Annotated in this window: 16 protein-coding genes and 4 tRNA genes; 12 read left to right on the plus strand and 8 right to left on the minus strand. The window is 64.5% G+C overall.

What is annotated here, in order from left to right; translation table 11 throughout:
• The first annotated feature begins 114 nt into the window (after positions 1–114).
• The 3 genes from acnA to JWP90_RS00925 all read left to right on the plus strand — a co-directional run bounded on the left by acnA (position 115) and on the right by JWP90_RS00925 (position 6,223).
• The gene (gene acnA, locus JWP90_RS00915; protein WP_297358629.1) at positions 115–2,946 is read left to right on the plus strand and encodes an aconitate hydratase AcnA; all 2,832 of its coding nucleotides are present in this window, start codon (positions 115–117) and stop codon (positions 2,944–2,946) included.
• Positions 2,947–3,066: 120 nt separating this feature from the next.
• Positions 3,067–4,998 carry a 1-deoxy-D-xylulose-5-phosphate synthase gene (dxs, locus tag JWP90_RS00920; RefSeq protein WP_297358631.1) on the plus strand — a complete coding sequence of 644 codons (1,932 nt, stop codon included), beginning with the start codon at positions 3,067–3,069 and terminating at the stop codon, positions 4,996–4,998.
• A gap of 55 nt (positions 4,999–5,053) precedes the next feature.
• Positions 5,054–6,223, plus strand: coding sequence for a N(5)-(carboxyethyl)ornithine synthase (locus JWP90_RS00925; protein WP_297358634.1), 1,170 nt, complete (start codon positions 5,054–5,056; stop codon positions 6,221–6,223).
• Positions 6,224–6,280: 57 nt separating this feature from the next.
• Here JWP90_RS00925 and JWP90_RS00930 read toward each other — a convergent pair whose 3' ends face one another.
• The 4 genes from JWP90_RS00930 to JWP90_RS00945 all read right to left on the minus strand — a co-directional run bounded on the left by JWP90_RS00930 (position 6,281) and on the right by JWP90_RS00945 (position 11,468).
• Positions 6,281–8,419, minus strand: a complete 2,139-nt coding sequence (locus tag JWP90_RS00930) for a 3-hydroxyacyl-CoA dehydrogenase NAD-binding domain-containing protein (RefSeq protein ID WP_297358636.1) — start codon at positions 8,417–8,419, stop codon at positions 6,281–6,283.
• Positions 8,420–8,424: 5 nt separating this feature from the next.
• A complete protein-coding gene (locus tag JWP90_RS00935; RefSeq protein WP_297358637.1) occupies positions 8,425–9,621 on the minus strand; it encodes a thiolase family protein in 1,197 nt (398 codons plus the stop codon).
• 73 nt (positions 9,622–9,694) lie between these two features.
• Entirely contained in the window at positions 9,695–10,894 is a 1,200-nt protein-coding gene (locus tag JWP90_RS00940) for an HRDC domain-containing protein (RefSeq protein WP_297358639.1), read from the minus strand.
• A complete protein-coding gene (locus tag JWP90_RS00945; protein ID WP_297358662.1) occupies positions 10,887–11,468 on the minus strand; it encodes a DUF3000 domain-containing protein in 582 nt (193 codons plus the stop codon). The genes JWP90_RS00940 and JWP90_RS00945 overlap by 8 nt, the downstream gene beginning before the upstream one ends.
• A gap of 40 nt (positions 11,469–11,508) precedes the next feature.
• On the opposite strand from JWP90_RS00945, the gene JWP90_RS00950 reads away from it, so the two are divergent.
• Positions 11,509–12,696, plus strand: a complete 1,188-nt coding sequence (locus JWP90_RS00950; protein ID WP_297358641.1) for an alpha/beta fold hydrolase — start codon at positions 11,509–11,511, stop codon at positions 12,694–12,696.
• A gap of 4 nt (positions 12,697–12,700) precedes the next feature.
• Here JWP90_RS00950 and JWP90_RS00955 read toward each other — a convergent pair whose 3' ends face one another.
• A complete protein-coding gene (locus tag JWP90_RS00955; protein ID WP_297358643.1) occupies positions 12,701–13,135 on the minus strand; it encodes a SufE family protein in 435 nt (144 codons plus the stop codon).
• Positions 13,136–13,187: 52 nt separating this feature from the next.
• Complete coding sequence (locus tag JWP90_RS00960) at positions 13,188–14,084, minus strand: sulfurtransferase (protein WP_297358645.1); 897 nt, start codon at positions 14,082–14,084, stop codon at positions 13,188–13,190.
• 148 nt (positions 14,085–14,232) lie between these two features.
• Here JWP90_RS00960 and zapE point away from each other — a divergent pair, with 148 nt between their 5' ends.
• The 5 genes from zapE (at position 14,233) to JWP90_RS00985 (ending at position 19,438) form a co-directional block, all read left to right on the plus strand.
• Positions 14,233–15,270, plus strand: coding sequence for a cell division protein ZapE (zapE, locus tag JWP90_RS00965; RefSeq protein WP_297358647.1), 1,038 nt, complete (start codon positions 14,233–14,235; stop codon positions 15,268–15,270).
• A gap of 161 nt (positions 15,271–15,431) precedes the next feature.
• The gene (locus JWP90_RS00970) at positions 15,432–16,664 is read left to right on the plus strand and encodes an ammonium transporter (RefSeq protein ID WP_297358649.1); all 1,233 of its coding nucleotides are present in this window, start codon (positions 15,432–15,434) and stop codon (positions 16,662–16,664) included.
• A 162-nt stretch (positions 16,665–16,826) separates the two neighbouring features.
• Entirely contained in the window at positions 16,827–17,372 is a 546-nt protein-coding gene (locus tag JWP90_RS00975) for a type II toxin-antitoxin system PemK/MazF family toxin (RefSeq protein WP_297358651.1), read from the plus strand.
• A 62-nt stretch (positions 17,373–17,434) separates the two neighbouring features.
• Positions 17,435–18,106: an endonuclease/exonuclease/phosphatase family protein gene (locus tag JWP90_RS00980; RefSeq protein ID WP_297358664.1), complete on the plus strand. Its 672-nt coding sequence runs from the start codon at positions 17,435–17,437 to the stop codon at positions 18,104–18,106.
• A gap of 174 nt (positions 18,107–18,280) precedes the next feature.
• Positions 18,281–19,438, plus strand: a complete 1,158-nt coding sequence (locus JWP90_RS00985) for a ScyD/ScyE family protein (protein ID WP_297358653.1) — start codon at positions 18,281–18,283, stop codon at positions 19,436–19,438.
• Here the strand turns inward: JWP90_RS00985 and JWP90_RS00990 are convergent.
• Both JWP90_RS00990 and JWP90_RS00995 read right to left on the minus strand, forming a co-directional pair.
• Positions 19,435–19,638 carry a phosphotransferase gene (locus tag JWP90_RS00990; protein ID WP_297358655.1) on the minus strand — a complete coding sequence of 68 codons (204 nt, stop codon included), beginning with the start codon at positions 19,636–19,638 and terminating at the stop codon, positions 19,435–19,437. The genes JWP90_RS00985 and JWP90_RS00990 overlap by 4 nt on opposite strands.
• Before the next feature lie 188 nt (positions 19,639–19,826).
• A tRNA-Val gene (locus JWP90_RS00995) sits at positions 19,827–19,899 on the minus strand.
• A 184-nt stretch (positions 19,900–20,083) separates the two neighbouring features.
• Between JWP90_RS00995 and JWP90_RS01000 the strand changes: the two genes are divergently transcribed.
• The 3 genes from JWP90_RS01000 (at position 20,084) to JWP90_RS01010 (ending at position 20,386) form a co-directional block, all read left to right on the plus strand.
• Positions 20,084–20,155: transfer RNA gene (locus JWP90_RS01000), tRNA-Gly, on the plus strand.
• 53 nt (positions 20,156–20,208) lie between these two features.
• Positions 20,209–20,279: transfer RNA gene (locus tag JWP90_RS01005), tRNA-Cys, on the plus strand.
• A 35-nt stretch (positions 20,280–20,314) separates the two neighbouring features.
• Positions 20,315–20,386: transfer RNA gene (locus JWP90_RS01010), tRNA-Val, on the plus strand.
• The last annotated feature ends 50 nt before the right edge of the window (positions 20,387–20,436 follow it).

The following is a 20,436-nucleotide window of genomic DNA, read 5'->3' on the forward strand; positions in this document are numbered from 1 at the left end:
CGGATGCCGCGCAAACTGGGTTAGGTTCGCCTTGCTAGCCACGCACGGGGTCGGGAAACCACTATTGACCTATGGCAGGCGTGTACGTGCCTGTGCCAATAAAGGAGAAGGCCATTGTCTACCGTAAATAGCTTTGGGGCGAAAAACACACTCTCGGTCGGGGGCACCGACTACGAGATCTTCCGGCTCGACGCCGTTGAAGGTGCCCAGAAGCTCCCGTTCAGTCTCAAGGTTCTTCTCGAGAACCTGCTGCGCACCGAGGACGGCAAGAACGTCACGGCTGAGCAGATCAGAAAGCTCGGCGGTTGGGTTCCATCCGCCGAGCCTGACACCGAAATCCAGTTCACCCCGGCCCGCGTCGTGATGCAGGACTTCACGGGCGTGCCATGCATCGTCGACCTGGCCACCATGCGTGAAGCCGTCGCTGAGCTCGGCGGAGACCCGACGAAGATCAACCCGCTCGCGCCGGCTGAACTTGTCATCGACCACTCCGTCATCGCCGACCTGTTCGGCACCGAAGACGCGTTGCGGCGCAACGTCGAGATCGAGTACGAGCGCAACGGCGAGCGGTACCAGTTCCTCCGCTGGGGCCAGACGGCGTTCGAGGACTTCAAGGTCGTCCCGCCAGGAACCGGCATCGTCCACCAGCTCAACATCGAGTACCTGGCCCGCGTCACCCACACCCGCACTGTCCCTTCGACGGGCTCAGAACAGGGAACGGTGCTGCAGGCATACCCTGACACCCTCGTCGGCACCGACTCCCACACCACCATGGTCAACGGCCTCGGAGTGCTCGGATGGGGCGTCGGCGGCATCGAGGCGGAGGCAGCCATGCTCGGCCAGCCCGTCTCCATGCTCATCCCCAAGGTCGTCGGCTTCAAGCTCAGCGGCTCGATCCCGACCGGCGTCACCGCAACCGATGTCGTCCTCACCATCACGCAGAAGCTGCGCCAGCACGGTGTCGTCGGCAAGTTTGTCGAGTTCTACGGTGAAGGTGTGGCTGAGGTTCCCCTCGCGAACCGCGCAACGATCGGCAACATGAGCCCCGAGTTCGGCTCGACGGCTGCCATGTTCCCGATCGACAGCGTCACCCTCGACTACCTGCGCCTCACCGGCCGCAGCGAAGAGCAGGTCACCCTCGTCGAGGAGTACTCGAAGATCCAGGGCCTCTGGCACGACCCGGCCGTCGAGCCGAACTTCAGTGAGTACCTGGAACTCGACCTGTCGACGGTCGTACCGTCGATCGCCGGCCCGAAGCGCCCGCAGGACAGGATCGAGCTCACCCTCGCGAAGTCGCAGTTCGAGACGGACCTCAGCAACTACACCTCGGTCGAGCACGACCTCGTCGACCTGGAGACCTCCGAGTCGTTCCCGGCCTCCGACCCGCCAGGGAACACCCCCGAGAACGAACACAGCAGGCACACGCACACCCACAAGAGCCACGCGCCGCAGTCGGTGTCCAAGCCGACGTCGGTCACGCTCGATGACGGATCGGCGTTCACCCTCGACCACGGAGCGGTGACGATCGCCGCGATCACGTCGTGCACGAACACGTCCAACCCGTCGGTCATGCTTGCTGCCGGTCTCCTGGCCCGCAACGCGGCGAAGAAGGGCCTCACCTCGAAGCCGTGGGTCAAGACCACGCTCGCACCGGGTTCGAAGGTCGTCACGGATTACTACGCCAAGGCCGGGCTCACCGACGACCTCGAGAAGCTCGGCTTCTACACGGTCGGTTACGGCTGCACCACCTGCATCGGCAACTCCGGGCCTCTGGCTGAGGAGATCTCGGCGGCGATCAACGAGAACGATCTCGCCGTCACGGCTGTGCTGAGTGGTAACCGTAACTTCGAAGGCCGGATCAACCCGGACGTGAAGATGAACTACCTCGCTAGCCCGCCGCTGGTCATCGCATACGCCCTGGCCGGGTCGATGAACTTCGACTTCGAAACGGATGCCCTCGGCAAGGACCACGACGGAAACGACGTGTTCCTCAAGGACATCTGGCCGGACGCCGCCGAGGTGCAGCACACGATCGACACCTCGATCGACACCGAGATGTTCACCCATGAGTACGCCTCCGTCTTCGAGGGCGACGAGCGCTGGCGTTCACTGCCCACGCCGGCCGGGAACACCTTCGACTGGGACCCCGAGTCCACCTACGTGCGGAAGCCCCCATACTTCGACGGCATGACGATGGAGACCACCCCTGTGGCGAACATCACCGGCGCACGCGTGCTGGCGAAGCTCGGCGACTCGGTCACCACCGACCACATCAGCCCAGCCGGATCGATCAAGGCCGACAGCCCGGCCGGTCACTACCTGACCGAACACGGGATCGACCGTAAGGACTTCAACTCGTACGGCTCACGCCGCGGAAACCACGAGGTGATGATCCGCGGAACCTTCGCGAACATCCGCCTGAAGAACCAGCTGCTCGATGGCGTCGAGGGTGGTTACACCCGTGACTTCACCCAGCCGGATGCTCCGCAGTCGTTCATTTACGACGCGTCGCAGAACTACCAGGCGGCTGGCACGCCCCTCGTGATCCTCGGCGGCAAGGAGTACGGTTCCGGTTCGTCCCGTGACTGGGCTGCCAAGGGAACGAGCCTGCTCGGCGTCAAGGCGGTCATCACCGAGAGCTTCGAGCGTATCCACCGCTCCAACCTCATCGGCATGGGCGTCGTGCCGCTGCAGTTCCCGGCAGGGGAGAGCTGGGAGTCGCTCGGACTGGACGGAAGCGAGTCGATCTCGATCACCGGACTCGAAGAACTCAACGCCGGCACGACACCGAAGACGGTTCGCGTGGTCGCTGAGCCGACCGAGCACTCGCCCGCGGGCAAGGAAACCGTTGAGTTCGACGCCGTGGTCCGGATCGACACCCCGGGCGAGGCGGACTACTACCGCAACGGCGGCATCCTGCAGTACGTGCTGCGGAGCCTCGTCTAACCGGTCCCTATCACGTCGGCGCCCCTCTGCGATTCATCAGGAATCGCAGAGGGGTGCCGCGTAGAGTGGGGGAGTCGGCGCTGATCTGGCCGCATGAAACGAAACAAGGAGTAGAACGCGATGGGTCTTCTTGAGACGATCAAGGGTCCTCGCGACCTCGATGCCCTCTCAAGAGAACAGTTGAGCCAGCTGGCCGCTGAGATCCGTACGTTCCTGGTCAGCGAAGTGTCTCGAACGGGCGGTCACCTCGGCCCCAACCTCGGCGTGATCGAACTGACGCTCGCCATCCACCGCGTCTTCCATTCCCCGAAGGACGCGATCGTTTTCGACACCGGTCACCAGTCGTATGTGCACAAGCTGCTCACGGGGCGCCAGGACTTCTCCAGGCTGCGGGAACGCGGCGGGCTGGCCGGCTATCCCCAGCGCAGCGAATCACCCCACGACATCGTGGAAAGCTCTCATGCGTCCAGTTCACTGAGCTGGGCAGACGGCATCTCCCGCGCATTCGAGATGACCGGCCAGGACCATCGTCACGTCGTCGCCGTCGTGGGCGATGGCGCACTCACCGGCGGCATGACGTGGGAAGCGCTCAACAACATCAGCGACGACAACACTCGCAAGCTGATCATCGTCGTCAACGACAACGGACGCTCGTATGCTCCAACCATCGGCGGCATGGCGCGCTTTTTGAACACCGTGCGAACCCGTCGCACCTACCGTGACTTGTACCTCACGAGCCAGAAGGCTTTCGACCATCTCGGGTCTCCCGGGCGGGCGGTGTACCGCGGAGTCCGCGGCGGCATGCACGGGTTCCTGGCACGGTTCAGTAACAACGAGGCGCTCTACTCGAACCTCGACATCAAATACCTCGGCCCCGTCGACGGCCACGATGAGCAGGCGATGGAGGAAGCGCTCAGCCAAGCCAAGAACTATGGCGCGCCCGTCATCGTCCATGCGATTACCCAGAAGGGCAAAGGGTACGCCCCCGCCGTCGACGACGAAGCTGACCAGTTCCACGCGGTCGGCAAGATCAACCCCTCCACAGGGGAAGCGATCTCGACGAGTACGACGCCGACCTGGACCAGCATCTTCAGTGACAAACTGCTCCGACTGGCGGAAACGAACCCACGCATCGTCGGGATCACCGCAGCCATGCTTCGGCCGACGGGCTTGAACAAACTCGCCGATCGGTATCCAGACCGCGTCCATGACGTCGGAATAGCAGAGCAGCATGCGGCCACGTCGGCGGCCGGCCTCGCGTTCGGTGGGCTGCACCCGGTGGTCGCCATCTACGCCACATTCATCAACCGTGCATTCGATCAGATCCTCATGGACATCGCCCTGCACAAGGCAGGCGTGACCTTCGTCCTCGACCGCGCCGGCGTCACAGGCCCAGATGGTCCTTCGCACCACGGGATCTGGGACCTTTCCATTTTGCAGGTGGTTCCGGGCATCCACCTGGCCGCGCCACGGGACGGGACCCGGCTCGAGGAGGAACTCGCCGAAGCCGTCGCGGTGGACGACGCACCGACAGTGATCCGGTTCCCGAAGGGCAGCGTCAGCACCGACATCCCGGCGATCCGCCGCACGTCGGACGGCGTCGACGTGCTCCGCGAGGATGAAGCGCGGGATGTGCTCATCGTCACCGTCGGTCCGATGGCTCAACTCGGCCTCGACGTCGCAGAACGGCTGCATGCCGCCGGTGTCGGCAGCACCGTCGTCGACCCCCGATGGGTCGTTCCCGTCGCGAACAGCCTCGTCGGACTGGCCGACAGCCACCGCCTCGTCATCACCATCGAAGACGGTCTGCGTGTCGGCGGAATCGGCACCCGCATCCGGCAGGAACTGCGGAAGGCGGGCGTGGACACCGGCGTCGACGAACTCGGGCTGCCTGACGAGTTCCTGCAGCACGCCACCCGCGAGCAGATCCTCGAGGATGCCGGTCTCACCGCCGAGAGAATCGTCGGCGACGTCCTCGCGCAGGTTTCCGGTCACCGCATTCCCGTTGCCCGGCCGGCTGAAGCCGCCGCCGAGCGCGCCCAGCGCAGCTGAGCGCGCACATCATCCCCGGCCGCGCACCGTCGCCGGCTACCCCAAGGAGTACACGATGACCGCCAGCCCGCCCACAGCATCCGACCGCCCGCTTCTGCTCGGGGTGCTCGCCACCTCGCGCAAGAAGAACGAACGGCGTCTTCCGATCCACCCGCTTCACCTCGACCGGATCGAGCCCGAGCTGCGGCAGCGGATCATCCTCGAGACGGGATACGGCGAACGGTTCGGCCTCTCGGACGAGCAGCTGAGCCCTCTCGTCGGTCGTCTCGCCGACCGCGACCAGTTGCTCGCCGATGCGGACATCGTGCTGCTGCCGAAGCCGCAGGCGCAGGATCTCGCCGAGTTGCACGACGGGCAGGTGCTCTGGGGCTGGCCGCACTGCGTGCAGGACCGGGAGTTGACCCAGGCGGCCATCGACAAACGGCTCACCCTGATCGCGTTCGAAGCGATGAACCACTGGTCGCCAGACGGCGGCTTCGCGCTGCACGTGTTCCACAAGAACAATGAACTCGCCGGCTACGCCTCGGTGCTCCACGCCCTCGAACTGACCGGTTCGACCGGCGACTACGGTCGGCGCCTCAACGCCGTCGTCATCGGATTCGGCGCCACGGCACGCGGTGCGGTCACCGCGCTCAACGCCCTCGGGGTACACGATGTCCGGGTTCTCACCAGCCGTGAGCGCGCGGCCGTCGGTTACCCGATCCATTCAGCCACGATCGTGCAGTTCGACCAGGACGACGAAGGAGCATTCCTCTCGAGCGTTGTGACCGACGACGGGCGTAAACCCCTCGCTCCGTTCCTCGCCGAGCACGACATCGTCGTCAACTGCACACTGCAGGACCCCAACAACCCGGTGATCTACCTGTCGACGTCTGACCTCGACCTGTTCACCCCTGGCAGCCTCATCGTCGACGTGTCCTGCGACGAAGGCATGGGATTCGAGTGGGCGAAGATGACGTCGTTCGACGACCCGATGTTCGAGGTCGGCGACCATATCCGCTATTACGCGGTCGACCACACTCCCTCCCACCTGTGGGACTCCGCTACGTGGGAGATCAGCGAGGCCCTGTTGCCGTTCCTGGACACCGTGATGGCCGGCCCTGAAGATGCGGACCGAAACGAGACCATCCGTCGTGCTGTCGAGATCCGGGACGGCGTCGTGCAAAACCCGGCGATTCTTGAATTCCAGGGCCGCTCTGCGGACTACCCGCACCCCGTCCTGTAAACGAGGCCCCCAACAAAGGGACGCGAGGCTGATGCCTCGCGTCCCTTGTCGGTGAACCTAGTTCCGGATGCCGCGGATCTGCGGATCGTGGAACGTTCCCCCGAACGCTCGCCCGCTCGCGCCTTCACGATCCAGGTAAGGCGTGACACCGCCCATCTGGAACGGCCACCCGGCACCGAGGATCATGCACAGGTCGATGTCCTCAGGCCCTTCGACCACCGAGTCCTCCAGCATGCGGTGGATCTCGTCGGCGAGCCCGTCCACCAGGCGCAACCGGATGGCATCCGCTGTGAGCGGTTCGGTACCGCCTGCGACGATCTTGAGCGCTCCCTTGTCGAATCCCTTGACCTTGCCCTTGGAATCTCTCTCCAGGAGGGTGCCGTACTCCGCCAGTTTGTGCAGGTTCTCGCTGCGGTAGAACCGGTCGGGGAAGGCGTTGTGGTGGGTGTCGAGCACGTGGGCGCCGACCTTCAGCCCGACCAGGTCGAGCAGCTCAGAGGGCGGCATGGGCAAGCCGAGCGGGGCCACCGCCTTGTCGACGACGTCGAACGGGGTGCCGTGATCGACCGCGAACATCGCCTCGCCGAGGAGCTTCGCAAGCACCCGGTTCACGACGAAACCGGGGGTGTCGCGGGTGATGACCGCGTTCTTGCGCAGCTTCTCCGCCGTCGCCATCGCCGTCGCAAGGGCCTCGGGAGTGGTCCGCGGTGTCCGGACCACTTCGATCAGCGGCATCACGGCGACCGGGTTGAAGAAGTGGAATCCGACGAGGCGTTCCGGATGTGCCAGCTTCTCACCGATGCGCTCGACCGAGAGCGACGACGTGTTGGTGGCGAGGATCGCCGTGTCAGAGACGTACTGTTCGACGTCGGCGAAGACGTTCTGCTTCACCTCCAGCTCTTCGAAGACAGCCTCGATCACCCAGTCGCAGTCCGCGAAGTCACTCTTGTTCGTCGTGCCGGAGACGAGCCCGTTCAGGCGGTTGGCTTCGTCGGGGGAGATGCGCTTTTTCTGCAGCAGCGCATCGATCTCCCCGCGGATGCTGTCGATTCCCTTGTCGACGCGGCCCTGGTCGAGGTCAGTGATCACGACGGGCACCTGGAGCCGGCGCACGAAGAGCAACGCGAACTGGCTGGCCATCAGACCCGCTCCGATCACGCCGACCTTGGTCACCTTCTGGGCGAGCGCCTTGTCCGGCGCACCCGCCGGACGCTTCGCGCGCTTCTGGACGAGATTGAAGGCGTAGACGCTTGCCTGGAACTGGTCGCCACAGGCGAGTTGCGCAAGCGCCTCATCCTCTCGTTCGAAACCTTCGGCCCGCGTGCCGCTCTTCGCCGCCCTGAGGAGGTCGAGGGCGATGTACGGCGCCAGGGGGACGGTACCGATCTTCGACTCGAGCGTCCTGCGGGCGATCCCGACGGCGGCATCCCACTTGACCAGCCGCTCAACCTTTCCCGGAGTGTTCTTGCGAGTGACCTTGATCTTTCCAGCGAGCACGTCTCCGGCCCAGGCAAGCGAGTTCTCCAGGAACGACGCCGCCGGGAATATCGCGTCGGCGATCCCGAGCTCGAACGCCTCCGGCGCCTTCAGCATCCGGTTCATCTTCAACGGGTTCTCGATGATCACCTTGAGGGCGTTCTCGATGCCGATCAGGTTCGGCAACAGGTAGGCCCCACCCCAGCCGGGGACCAGCCCGAGGAACACCTCCGGCAGTGCGATGGCAGCGGCCGACGCGTCGACGGTGCGGTAGTTCGCGTTCAGCGCGATCTCGAGCCCGCCACCGAGCGCCAGGCCGTTGATGAAGACGAACGACGGCACCCCAAGGGTGTCAAGCTTGCCGTACACATGGTGGCCCAGCTGCCCGAGCAACCGCGCCGACTCCAGGGATTCGACCTCGCTGACTTTGCTGAGATCTGCGCCTGCCGCGAGAATGAATGGTTTGCCGGTGATCGCGACGGCGCCGATTTCCTTCGCCGCAGCTCGCGCACGCTGGGCATCGAGCACGCCGCCCAGCTCCATGAGCGTGACAGGGCCGATGGTGTTCGGCCGGGTGTGGTCCCTGCCGTTGTCGAGGGTGATGAGGGCGATCACGGTGCCGTCCGGCAGCGCGACGTCCCGCACGAACGAGTGCGTGACGACCTCGTCGACGGCGTGGGCGAGGAGGGGGCTGAAGTCGATGGTCGAGTAGTCGGTCATAGCGATTACTTCTTTCCCTTCCAGTTCGGGTTCTCCCAAATGACGCTGCCACCCTGGCCAAGTCCGACACACATTGCTGTGAGGCCGTAGCGCACATCCGGGCGCTCGGCGAACTGGGCTGCGAGCTGAGTCATCAGTCGAACACCGGATGCTGCGAGTGGATGCCCGATGGCGATCGCCCCGCCCCACTGGTTCACTCGGGGGTCGTCATCGTCGATGCCGAAGTGGTCGAGCAGGGAGAGAACCTGGATCGCGAAAGCCTCGTTCAGCTCGAACAGCCCGATGTCGTCGATCGTGAGTCCTGCTTTGCGCAGGGCCTTCTCTGTTGAGGGAACGGGACCGATGCCCATGATCTCCGGCTCGACTCCGGCGAAGGCGAAGCTCACCATGCGCATCTTCGGCTTGAGCTTGAACTCTGTGACCGCGGAAGCTCCGGCCAGCAGGCTCACTGTCGCGCCGTCGGTCAGTGGGGAGGCGGTTCCCGCCGTCACGCGTCCGTGCGGGCGGAACGGTGTCTTCAGGTTGGCCAGACCTTCCATGGTGGTTTCGGGACGAGTGCCCTCATCACGGGTGGCGAGGCCCCACCCCGATTCGCTTCTGATCGCAACGGGGATGAGATCCGGCTGAATCTTGCCTGCCTCGTATGCGGCCTGCAGCTTCTGCTGGCTGCGCGTGCCGAAACGATCCGCGCGTTCCTTGGTGAGGTGGGGGAACCGATCATGGATACGCTCAGCAGTCTTGCCCATGTCGAGAGCATCCGCCGAGACGAGCTTCTCGCTCAGGAACCGCGGGTTCGGGTCCGCGTCGGCACCGAGCGGGTGGCGGCCCATGTGCTCGACACCGCCAGCGATGCCGAAGTCGTAGGCGCCGAAGGCGATGGCGCTGCCGATCTGCGTCACCGCGGTCATCGCCCCCGCACACATCCGGTCGATGGCGTAACCGGGAACGGACTGGGGGAGTCCGGCGAGAAGCGCGGTCGTGCGGCCGAGGGTGAGGCCCTGATCGCCTTGCTGGGTGGTGGCCGCGATCGCGACCTCGTCGATTCGGTCTTTCGGGACATCCGGGTTGCGCTCGAGAAGCCCCATCATCGCCTTGACGACGAGATCATCCGCGCGGGTGTTCCAGTACTGACCTTTTTCTCCGGCGCGACCAAACGGGGTCCGCACACCATCAACAAAAAAGACGTCGGCTATTTCGGCCACTTTGCCTCCCAATTTCGTTTGCACCCCGATCCTAGAGAGCACGCCAAATCGGGCCGGAATCCTTTGATTCTTCCTACGACTCCCGTTTCGGAGCCTCCGACGCCAGTTGGCTGGATTCTACAAATGCAGAGGCGATTGCCTGTGCAGTAGCTTCAATCTGCCAGGGGCGGGCCGAGAGAGCGGCGAGGGCGTCCGCGATCGATTCAGCTGTGATCGGTTCGGGGGCATCCCATGCGACGCGCCGTAGAACCTCGGGGGTCAGAAGGTTCTCGATCGGGATGGCGAGGTCTTCGGAGATCGTGGAGATCGACGTCCGTGCCGCTTTGAGACGGCCATCGGCCTCTGGGTTGCGCTCCGCCCAGCTCCGTGGAGGAGGCAGGCTGTCGCCGGAGGCGCCGCGGATCGGCGGCAGGTCTTCGGTGCTGAGCCCGCGTTCGATTGCCGCCCACCATCGCGGGAGCTCGCTCCTCGACGCCCGGCCTTTGAACTCGCGCAGCGCAGCAAGCGCGGCGCGGCTCCGTGGTTCAGCTCGAACAGCGGCGACGATTGAGGAGTCCGGGACGAGTCGCCCTGGGGCGATGTCGCTCTCGCGAGCGAACGCATCCCTCGCAGTCCACAACTCGCGGGCGATCGCGAGGTTCCTGGCACCACGAACCGTGTTCAGTCCCGAGAGCCGGCGCCACGGGTCCTGGCGTTGGACCTTCGGCTGCCTGGCCAGAGTGGCTTCGAATTCCTGGGCGGCGATGGCGCGTTTGCCGCCTTCGTCGAGCAGAGCTGCGAGCTTGTCGCGGACATCGACGAGGAGTTCCACGTCGAGGGCGGCGTATTCCAGCCAGGTGGACGGCAGCGGCCGGGTCGACCAGTCAGCCGCGGAGTGCTCCTTGGCCAGGTGGACCCCGAGGAGCTCTTCGACGACGGTTCCCAGCCCGACGCGAGGAAACCCGAGGAGCCGGGCGGCCAGTTCGGTGTCGAAGATGCGAACCGGATCGAGGCCGACTTCCCTCAAGCAGGCGAGGTCCTGGCTCGCCGCGTGGAGAACCCATTCAGCAGGAGCGATCGCCTCGTTCAGTTCGTCGAAGCGACCGATCGCGGGCGGGTCGAAGAGAAAAAGCCCGGCGCCACGGCGGTAGAGCTGGATGAGATACGCGCGCTGCGAGTAGCGGTAACCGGATGCCCGCTCAGCGTCGACGGCGATCGGACCGCTTCCGGCTGCAATGGTTCGAACAGCGTCGAGGTATTCGTCCCTCGACTCGATGACGTGGCGTTCAGTCACGCGCCGTCCTGCGACTAGACAACAGAGTGACACCTTCGGTTGTTGGTGGGAGCCCGGCAAGCATGCAGAGCAGTTCCCCCCAGCCTTCCACATGTGAGGAGATATCGTTCTCCAGCGGAGTCCACGATGCCCTCAATTCGATCTGGGCACCATCGCCCTGCGCAGCCAGCTCCCCGAATCCGGTGGAGATGATCTTCGTGGCGGTCCCTGAAGCAGAGGTGTATTTGGCTGATCGTGCGTTGAGGGCGTCGACGAGCCAGGACCAGGCGACGTCGGCGAGGAATGGGTCAAGGCCGATCTCGGTTTCGAGCGGCGCCTGGACGAAACAGACGATGCGGAACACGCCGCCCCAGGCTTCGGGTTCGCTCGGGTCGTAGAGGAGGATGAACCTTCCCGTGCCGAGTTCGGAATCGGCGCCGTGTCTGGACGGCGTGACGTCTGCGGAAAGAGCGACGCTGTATGGCGCCAGGTTACCGGGTGCGGGGATCTCCGTCACAGCCAATTCGGGCCGCGCCTTGGCGCGCCGAACGGAGTCCAGTGCGCTCTGGAACTCTGGAGGCACGTCGGTGCCCATCGGGAAATCAGCCACGTTTGCAGACTAGAGTTACTTGCCCATGAAACGACACAGCCACGCCGACCGGAATGCCCCCGTCTCCACGGGCCGCCGCTGGCAGATCGTGGTCGTCTTCGGCGCAATCCTGCTCACGCTTGCGAGCAGTGCGGTCATCGCCGTCGGCACGGTCGCGCGGCGGGTGGTGACGCCGGCACGCACCCGGGTCCGGGAGAGCGATGTGCTCGCCATCGACGCCGAAAACGCGACGATCACCCTCGGGGCTAACCCGGAAACATCTCTTCCCGGCCGCTACGGCCTGTTCTATGGGGAGCCCGAGCGGTATTTGCGTCTGGGAGATGTTCTGCACTCGACCGGTGCGGCCGTGACCCGCAAGCTCGAGACTGCGGCCGATGGCTTACCGACGAGCGGCCCGGCCACGTTCAGCGGATGGTACTTCTCCCGGCCTGAAGAGCTCGGCATCGGCTTCCGGAACATCGACGTGCCGACACCGGCCGGCAACGCGCCGGCCTGGCTCTTCCCGGCTGAGGAAGACACCGGCCGCTGGGTGGTCATCGTTCACGGCCGCGGAACCACGAGAAGCGAGTGTCTCCGAGCCGTTCCCGTCTGGCGGGAGGCGGGCTACTCGGCGTTTCTGGTGTCATACCGGAACGACGGCGACGCTCCGCCCAGTGCCGACGGGTTGTACGGCCTCGGCGAGACCGAGTGGAACGATGTCGACGCCGCTCTGGATGTGGCTGTAGCGCACGGCGCCACAGACGTCGTTCTCATGGGTTGGTCGATGGGAGGCACCATCGCGGTGCAGACCTCACTGCGCAGCAGCCACACCGCTCTTCTCCGGGGTGTAGTGCTTGACTCTCCTGTGCTCGACTGGGCCCGAGTCCTCGAATTTCAGGCGGACGCCGGGCGGATCCCCGTTCCGCTGCGTCTGGCGGCGATCACTGCGATCAGCAGCCCGTGGGGCAGGGTGCTTACCGGCCTCGACTCGGCTGTGGATCTTTGTGGCCTCGATGTCATCAGCCGCGCCTGCGAGCTCACCCTCCCGATTCTCGTGCTGCACAGCGACGATGACGGGTTCGTCCCGTCGTCAGGGTCGCACGACCTCGCGGCAGCGCGTCCGGACATCGTCACCTTTTCGCCGTTCACCGGTGCCGGGCACACGAAACTCTGGAACTATGACGAGGGCCGATGGACCTCGGCGATCCGGGAGTGGGCCGCGACGCTCAGCTGAACGGTCAGGCCGCTGCGCGCTCTGCCAGTTGACGTTTCGCCCGCTGGAGCATGCCGTTCATGCCGTTGAGCCGAAGCGGTGAGACGGCCCTGCCGAGGCCGAGCATCTGCGGGAAGTCAGACGGGATAGCGAGAACCTCCTCGACGCTCAGGCCGTCGACCGCCTGGGCGAGAATGCTGGCGAATCCACGCGTGGTCGGAGCTTCTCGCGGCGCGGTGGCATGCAGGTGCACCCCGTCGTCGGCTACCTCGACGAAGATGAAGATCGGCGACTGACACTCGACCACACGCTCGAGCAGGTCAGGGTGCTCCGCGTACCGCGAGGGCAGGTCAGGAAGCTCCATCGAGAACTCCAGCAGCAGCTGGAGCCGTGATTTCTCGTCGACAGCGAGGAATTCGTCGCGGATCTCAGCCAACTGCGCGGGAAGGATCTCAGTCATGGTGCATCTATTGTCCCACGGGATTTCTGCCGGGAGGCTGGGTCGCGGTCGTTCAGCGGGGGAGTTCTCCCGGTTCTTCGCCGACCGCGATTGGGACCCGTACTGCGCTTCCCCACTCGGTCCACGACCCGTCGTAGTTCCGTACTTTGTTGAAGCCGAGGAGGTACTGGAGTACGAACCAGGTGTGGCTGGAGCGTTCGCCGATCCGGCAGTAGGCGACCACGTCGTCTCCGTCTTTCAATCCGGCTTCGTCCCGGTAGATGGCGTTGAGCTCGGCGAGGGGACGGAAGGTTCCGTCGTCTGCGACCGCCTTGGACCACGGAACACTGCTCGCGGTCGGGATGTGGCCGGAACGCAGCGCACCTTCTTCGGGGTAGGCCGGAGCGGTGTTGCGCTCACCGCTGTATTCCTCCGGTGAACGCACGTCGATCAGGGGATTCCCGAGGTGCGCGAGAACGTCGTCCTTATAGGCACGGATGACGGAGTCGTCCCGTTCGACGACCGGATACTCGGCCGGGCGCCGTGCCGTGGCATCCGTGGTCATCGGTCGTCCCTCGGCGATCCACTTGTCGCGACCGCCGTCGAGCAACCGCACGTCACTGTGACCGAACAGCCGGAACACCCACAACGCGTACGCTGCCCACCAGTTGCTCTTGTCGCCGTAGAAGACAACGGTGTCGTCACGTGCGATTCCCCGGCTCGAGAGCAGTTCCGCGAATCGTTCACCGTCGATGTAGTCCCGCTGCACAGGGTCGTTGAGATCGGTGTGCCAGTCGATTTTCACCGCTCCAGGGATGTGGCCCACCTCGTAGAGCAGGACGTCCTCATCCGATTCGACGACGACGAGGCCGGGCGCTCCCAGGCGTTCCTCGAGCCAGTTCGTGGTGACGAGTCGTTCGGGGTACGCGTACTCGGCGAACTCGGGGGACTCGTCGATTTCGATGGGCATGGTCTACCTCCGGGAGTGGACGGCGAAGCGGTGTGTGAGCGGCGCGTCGCCTGCCTTAGGCTTGGGACTCGTTCTTCTCGCGAAGATACGCAGCTTTCTCTCCTGCCAAAGCTGCGCCGTAAGACTTCGACACACGAGGTATTGTCCCATGAGCCAGACCGCCGAGACGGCACGCCTCCGCATCTCCGACCGCACGCCGACGATCACCGGTGAGGAGATCGCGGCCAGTCTTGTCCCGCCACGCCAGTTCACGGAGGCCAGCTTCGCCAGCTACCGCCCGGATCCGGATTTTGCGTCACAGGAAGAGGCGGTCTCCCTCCTCGAGTCGTTCGCCGCAAGCTGGGCGCCAACGAAGGCATCCGGATTCTTCGGCCGCCGGAAGAAGGAGCCCGAGGTCAAGCCAGGGGTTTACCTCGACGGCGGATTCGGCGTCGGGAAGACGCACTTGCTCGCCGCCCTGTGGCACGCGGCACCGGGGCCGCGCAAGTACTTCGGCACGTTCATCGAGTACACCGCCCTGGTCGGCGCCCTCGGGTACGCGAAGGCGGTTGAGGCGCTCACCGGTTCTGCTTTGCTCTGCATCGACGAGTTCGAACTCGACGACCCGGGCGACACCATGATGATGACCCGGCTGCTCACCGACCTGGTGGCGACAGGCACACGAGTGGCCGCCACGTCGAACACCCCGCCGAACGCTCTTGGTGAAGGCCGGTTCGCCGCGTCTGATTTCCTGCGCGAGATCCATGCCATGTCGAGCCATTTCACCACGCTGCGGATCGACGGAAACGACTTCCGGCGGCGCTCGACCGACGGGCACGCCGGGGTCCTGGATGCGGACGCGTACGCCAGCAGGCTGGAAAGGGCAGCGGATGCGGGGGAGCGGATGTCGGATGATTCGTTCGATGAGCTCATCACCCACCTCGCCACCGTCCACCCCTCGAAGTACATCAAGCTCATCGACGGCATCGACCGGATCGGTCTGCGGGACGTCCACGAGCTGCACTCGCAGACGGAGGCGCTGCGCCTGGTTGCGTTCATCGACCGTGTCTACGACGCCCAGATACCGATCTCTGCCACGGGCATCCCACTGGACCAGGTGTTCGGCGGAGACATGCTCTCGGGCGGGTACCGCAAGAAGTACCTGCGATCCATGTCACGGATGATCGCGCTGGCCGAAGCTCCCTGACCCCGAAACGTTCTTTTTACAAGGGCACCCCTCGTGTAACAGACCCGAAACATCGGGTACACCGCTCTCGAAACGTCCGGCATCCAAGCTGGCTACACCGACGAAACGCTCAGCGTTCCCCGTCGGTAGCCCGATGCACTCGAGAGAACGAAGGACACGATATGGACACCGGCAGCATTGCCTGGGGAATCACAGCCACCGCCCTGGTGCTGGTGATGACCCCTGGCGTCGCATTCTTCTACGGCGGCCTTGTGAAGGCCAAGAGCGTCATCAGCATGATGATGATGAGTTTCGGCGCACTCGGCCTCATCACCGTCCTGTGGATTCTCTACGGGTTCAACATGAGCGCGGTCGCTAACCCGCTCGACTTCGCAGGCAACCCGTTCGCCGACTTCGGCCTGACCGCACTTTCCCAGGGTGAAGACGCGAACACGAACCTCCTCGGCGCCACCTACGGTGCCACATTCGCGATCATCACCGTCGCCCTGATCTCGGGTGCCATCGCCGACCGCGCGAAGTTCGGGTCGTGGATGCTGTTCGCCGGCATTTTCGCGACACTCGCCTACTTCCCGATCGCGGCGTGGGTCTGGGGCGGCGGTTGGATCATGAACCTCGGCACGGCGCTCTTCGGTGAAGACGCGGGAATCGGTGTCATCGACTATGCCGGTGGAACCGCTGTGCACATCAACGCCGGTGCCGCCGCACTCGCCCTCGCACTTGTGCTCGGCAAGCGGGTCGGCTTCCAGAAGGGCATCCAGAAGCCGCACAACGTGCCGCTCACACTCCTCGGTGCGTCGATCCTCTGGTTCGGCTGGTTCGGTTTCAACGCCGGCGCCGAGTGGCTCAACGGTCTGGCCAACACCGGCCTCATCGTGATCAACACCCTCGGAGCGACGGCCGCTGCCATCATCGGCTGGCTGATCATCGAGAAGCTCAAGGATGGCAAGGCCACCTCGGTCGGTGCCGCATCGGGTGCCGTCGCCGGTCTTGTCGCCATCACCCCTGCCTGCGCCAACCTCACCCCCGGCTGGGCGCTTCTGCTCGGTGTCGTCACGGGTGCGGTCTGCGCCCTGGCGGTCGAACTGAAATTCAAACTCGGATTCGACGACTCACTCGACGTCGTCGGCATCCACCTCGTCGGTGGCCTCGTCGGAACGCTGTACCTCGGCTTCTTCGCCACGGAGACCGGGCTCTTCGTCGGCGGCGGGCTCGAACAACTCGCCGTGCAGTTCATCGCCGCGTTCGCGGTGCTGGTCTACTCCTTCCTGGTCGCCGGCGCCATCGGCTTCGCCATCCAGAAGACGCTCGGCTTCCGGGTGAAGAACGAAGACGAGATCGCGGGCGTCGACACGTCGGTTCACGGCGAAGAGGGATACGTGCTCGAAGTCGTCTAGCTTCACCCTCGCAACCAGAGAGAACGGGATGCCGCCCAACAGCGGCATCCCGTTCCGGCGTTGCGGGAGAGACCCGCGCCGCTATGATGAGCGCGTGATCTTGCTGAGTCGACGCCCCGCCGCGCCACCCCGCCGCCCCAGCGAGCGTGGGGATCACCGCTGATGTCGTCCGTTGGCGCGCTCGTCCGCTCTGTCGTCCGTCTCCTGAACCGCTCTGCCGAACCGCCCACACGGCGGCAACGCAATGCGAACAGGCACGGGGCGTCAGCCGAGCCGGGCGAGGAGCAGCCGGGACGCTTCGGTCGGCATGCCACCGTCGAGGTGGATGCGAGCCTGATTCGTCGCGTGCGGATGACGCACTCCCCATCCACAGACGGCAATCCGGACCCAGGAGAGATCGTGTGGACCTGGGTGCCGTACGAGGAACGTGACGGCAGGGGAAAGGACCGGCCGGTGCTGCTCGTCGCTACGGAAGCAGGTGGCACGACGTTGGCCGTGGCGCTGACGAGCAAACCTCACGGCGATGCAGCCGATTTCGTTCCCATCGGTCGAGGGAACTGGGACTCCCAGGAGCGGCCCAGCTGGGTCGGGATCGAGCGAGTCTTCCGCGTGCACCCCGCCGGCATGAGACGGGAAGCAGCAGCGCTTGACGAGGACCGTTTCTCCCGAGTGGCCGACGCGATCGCCGGGCGTTACGGCTGGCGCTGAACGAAGCAGCCTACGCGCCACGTTAGAATTTGCCAATCGATTCGTCCGGACGGGGAGCCTTCATCAGAATCATCAGCTACAACCTTCGCAAGCACGCTGCAAGCGCGGAACTCATCGGCCTGGACACGTTGTACGGAGCGGATGTGTTGTGCCTCCAGGAAGCCGACAGTGACCTCCTGCCCGAGCGAGTAGGCAACCTGCGGCTCGCCGACTCCACACGGGGCAACCGGCTCGGGCTCGCTGTCTATTACAACGCCGACAGGTTCGCGACCGTGTCCACGACGGCGTTCGAGCTGAAGAAGTCAGTGCATGACCGGTTGTTCTCCCCGGCAACGGAGCGGCTCCTGGCGACGAAACTCTTCGACAAGGAAGCGGACCGTGAGGTGCTCGTTGCCTCCTTCCACGCGGCGCCTCTGACGGCGCTGAACTCGCTGCGTCGTCACCAGATCAAGACGGCACACGCCGAGTTGCACACCCTCGCAGAGGGCATCCCTACGGTGATGGTCGGCGATTTCAACTACCCGATCTTCAAAAACAACCTCCGTCGCAGGATCCACGAGATGGGATACGAGCTCTCACTGAGCAATGCGCGGACCTACTCCCGTTACAAGATATTCCGAGGCCACTTCGACTTCGTGACGAGCGTCAACATGGGCATCGAGGACGTCGTGACGCTTCCTGCCGGAGCCTCGGACCATCGCGCCATCCTCGTCACGACCAGCTACCTCGACTGAGGGCACTCGACAACAGCGACGAACACAGGTACGGTACGAAAGAACGTGAGCACTCCTCACCACCGTCTCGCTTCGATGCGCCTGTCACCTGCCCCGCCGAGAGTCTCATCCGGCTCCGGGCTGCGATGAGGTTGTGACCTGCTCAGTCATAACCCTGTCGCAAAGGAGCACTCAGTGGAAGTCTCGACCCTGACGGCGGCGGTCTGCGCCGCTGTCCTCACCTCGGTCGCCATCGCCACACCGGCGTCGGCACACGGCGGCATCACTCCACCGAACTTCGATGAAGCGGAGATTCTCGTCGACGGCATGCTGTCGCCGCTGTCTCTCGATGTCGAGCCGGGCGGGACGGCTTGGATCACGCAGAATTTCCCAGGCCTTCTCAACCAAGTGACCAAGAGGGGGGAACGCATCGACGTCGTCAATGGGAATGGCGCCGAGATCGGCGCGGTGAGCACCCGCCACAACACCGTCTACTACGCCGAGGTGGCCCAGGACCACTCCAGCGCCATGCTGATGAGCCTCCGCACGGGCAAGGAGCCTGTGCCCGTAGGCGACCTGTGGGCGCATGAGAACCAGGAGAACCCGGACCAGGTGAACAGCTATGGCTTCCTGGACCTGCCGGAGTCGTGTGCCTCCCAGTTCGACCCCGCTGGCCCATTCGGACCGCCCGCCTACACGGGAATAATCGACACACATCCGTACGCCTCGCTCGCCACGAGAGACGGCGTATATGTCGCGGATGCCGGCATGAACGCGATCGTCAAGGTCAGCTACGACGGCGGCGTGTCGACAGTCGCGGTACTTCCGGCGACTCCACCCGTCGTGGCGACAGCCGAGATCGTCGCACAGTTCGGCTTCCCCGCCTGCGCGACCGGATACTCCTACCGCTTCGAGCCTGTGCCAACCGATGTGGAGCTTGGGCCGGACGGATGGCTGTATGTCACTTCGCTCCCGGGAGGACCCGAGGACGCCAGCCTGGGAGAACGAGGAGCGGTTTACAGAGTGAACCCGAAATCGGGTGAGGTGGTGCCGTTCGCCACCGGTTACGTTGGCGCGACCGGTCTTGCCGTCTCGGAGAGGACGGGTATTGTTTTCGTCGCTGAAATGTTCGGGGGAGCGGATGGCACAGGACAGGTGTCTGTCGTGCCGCCATGGGGTGGGCAAGCAGTAGCTGCGTTCCCTGTCACCTCTCCGGCCGCGATCGAGCTCTCAGGGAAAGATCTGTACCTCACCAAGGATGCGTTCGTGCTCGGGCCGGAAGGCCCGCAGCCGATCGGCAAACTCGTGAAGATCAGCCTCACGAACAAGTGGCTGAAGTCCTCCCTGAACTAACCGAACGGATGATGTGGCGCACCGACAGCGGTGCGCAACATCACTGTGTCAGCGGTGACGTCGGCTGCAGGGTCACCGATTCCGGCGCCACCCCAATCGATGACCGCCGCCAACTCGCCGTGGTGCGTGAGAAGATTCGGGCGCAGAAGATCGGTGTGGATCCGCACCGGGTGCCCGCCCATTCCCGGGTGCGAAGGCAACTGCTCCACAGTCCCAGAGCAGCGGCTGCGTCGATGACATCGCCGGATTCCGCGATCGCGATCCTGGTGATCCCGTCGAGTTCGCGAAACGACCGCCTCCCCGCCGGAGTCGCCCTGAAGGCCAGATGACTGTGTCTTTGTGCGGGAACAGAAAAACCCGCGATATTCCGCGGGTCTTTCTCTCAGTGTGGGCGATACCGGACTCGAACCGATGACCTCTTCCGTGTGAAGGAAGCGCGCTACCAACTGCGCCAATCGCCCATCCGCCGCGCACCGAGGTGGCCCACAACGACGTTTCATCGTACCGGAACCTGACTGCGCTCGCGAACCATCCGGCCTCCGATTTGGCGTCTTTCTGCCCCGGAATGACAACGCGGTAACTCGATTTTGTTTCTCGGGTCTTCATCAAGTAGAGTCTTTCAAGCACGCAGGAATGCGAGCAAATGCGGATGTGGCGCAGTGGTAGCGCATCACCTTGCCAAGGTGAGGGTCGCGAGTTCGAATCTCGTCATCCGCTCGAGTGTTGGGGTTAGCCTTCGGGTTGACCACGGCATGTGGGCAACCACACGCGGTGGCGTGGCCGAGAGGCGAGGCAGCGGCCTGCAAAGCCGTCCACACGGGTTCGAATCCCGTCGCCACCTCACACTCAAAACTGAATTATCATGGCACGTAGCATGAGCGATTGGCGCAGCGGTAGCGCGCTTCCCTGACACGGAAGAGGTCGCTGGTTCGATCCCAGTATCGCTCACAAGAAAAAACCCCCGGATTTCCGGGGGTTTTTTTGTTGTTCTCTGGCTC

The organism is Mycetocola sp. (genome assembly GCF_025464835.1).
Taxonomy (GTDB): Bacteria; Actinomycetota; Actinomycetes; order Actinomycetales; family Microbacteriaceae; genus Mycetocola_A.

Excerpts from the sequence above, each read along its gene's own strand:
- zapE (WP_297358647.1), top strand. The coding sequence starts at position 14,233 with ATGAGCCAGACCGCCGAGACGGCACGCCTCCGCATCTCCGACCGCACG.
- JWP90_RS00955 (WP_297358643.1), bottom strand. The coding sequence starts at position 13,135 with ATGACTGAGATCCTTCCCGCGCAGTTGGCTGAGATCCGCGACGAATTC.
- JWP90_RS00975 (WP_297358651.1), top strand. The coding sequence starts at position 16,827 with ATGTCGTCCGTTGGCGCGCTCGTCCGCTCTGTCGTCCGTCTCCTGAAC.
- dxs (WP_297358631.1), top strand. The coding sequence starts at position 3,067 with ATGGGTCTTCTTGAGACGATCAAGGGTCCTCGCGACCTCGATGCCCTC.
- JWP90_RS00930 (WP_297358636.1), bottom strand. The coding sequence starts at position 8,419 with ATGACCGACTACTCGACCATCGACTTCAGCCCCCTCCTCGCCCACGCC.
- JWP90_RS00945 (WP_297358662.1), bottom strand. The coding sequence starts at position 11,468 with ATGGGCACCGACGTGCCTCCAGAGTTCCAGAGCGCACTGGACTCCGTT.
- JWP90_RS00950 (WP_297358641.1), top strand. The coding sequence starts at position 11,509 with ATGAAACGACACAGCCACGCCGACCGGAATGCCCCCGTCTCCACGGGC.
- JWP90_RS00960 (WP_297358645.1), bottom strand. The coding sequence starts at position 14,084 with ATGCCCATCGAAATCGACGAGTCCCCCGAGTTCGCCGAGTACGCGTAC.
- JWP90_RS00970 (WP_297358649.1), top strand. The coding sequence starts at position 15,432 with ATGGACACCGGCAGCATTGCCTGGGGAATCACAGCCACCGCCCTGGTG.
- JWP90_RS00925 (WP_297358634.1), top strand. The coding sequence starts at position 5,054 with ATGACCGCCAGCCCGCCCACAGCATCCGACCGCCCGCTTCTGCTCGGG.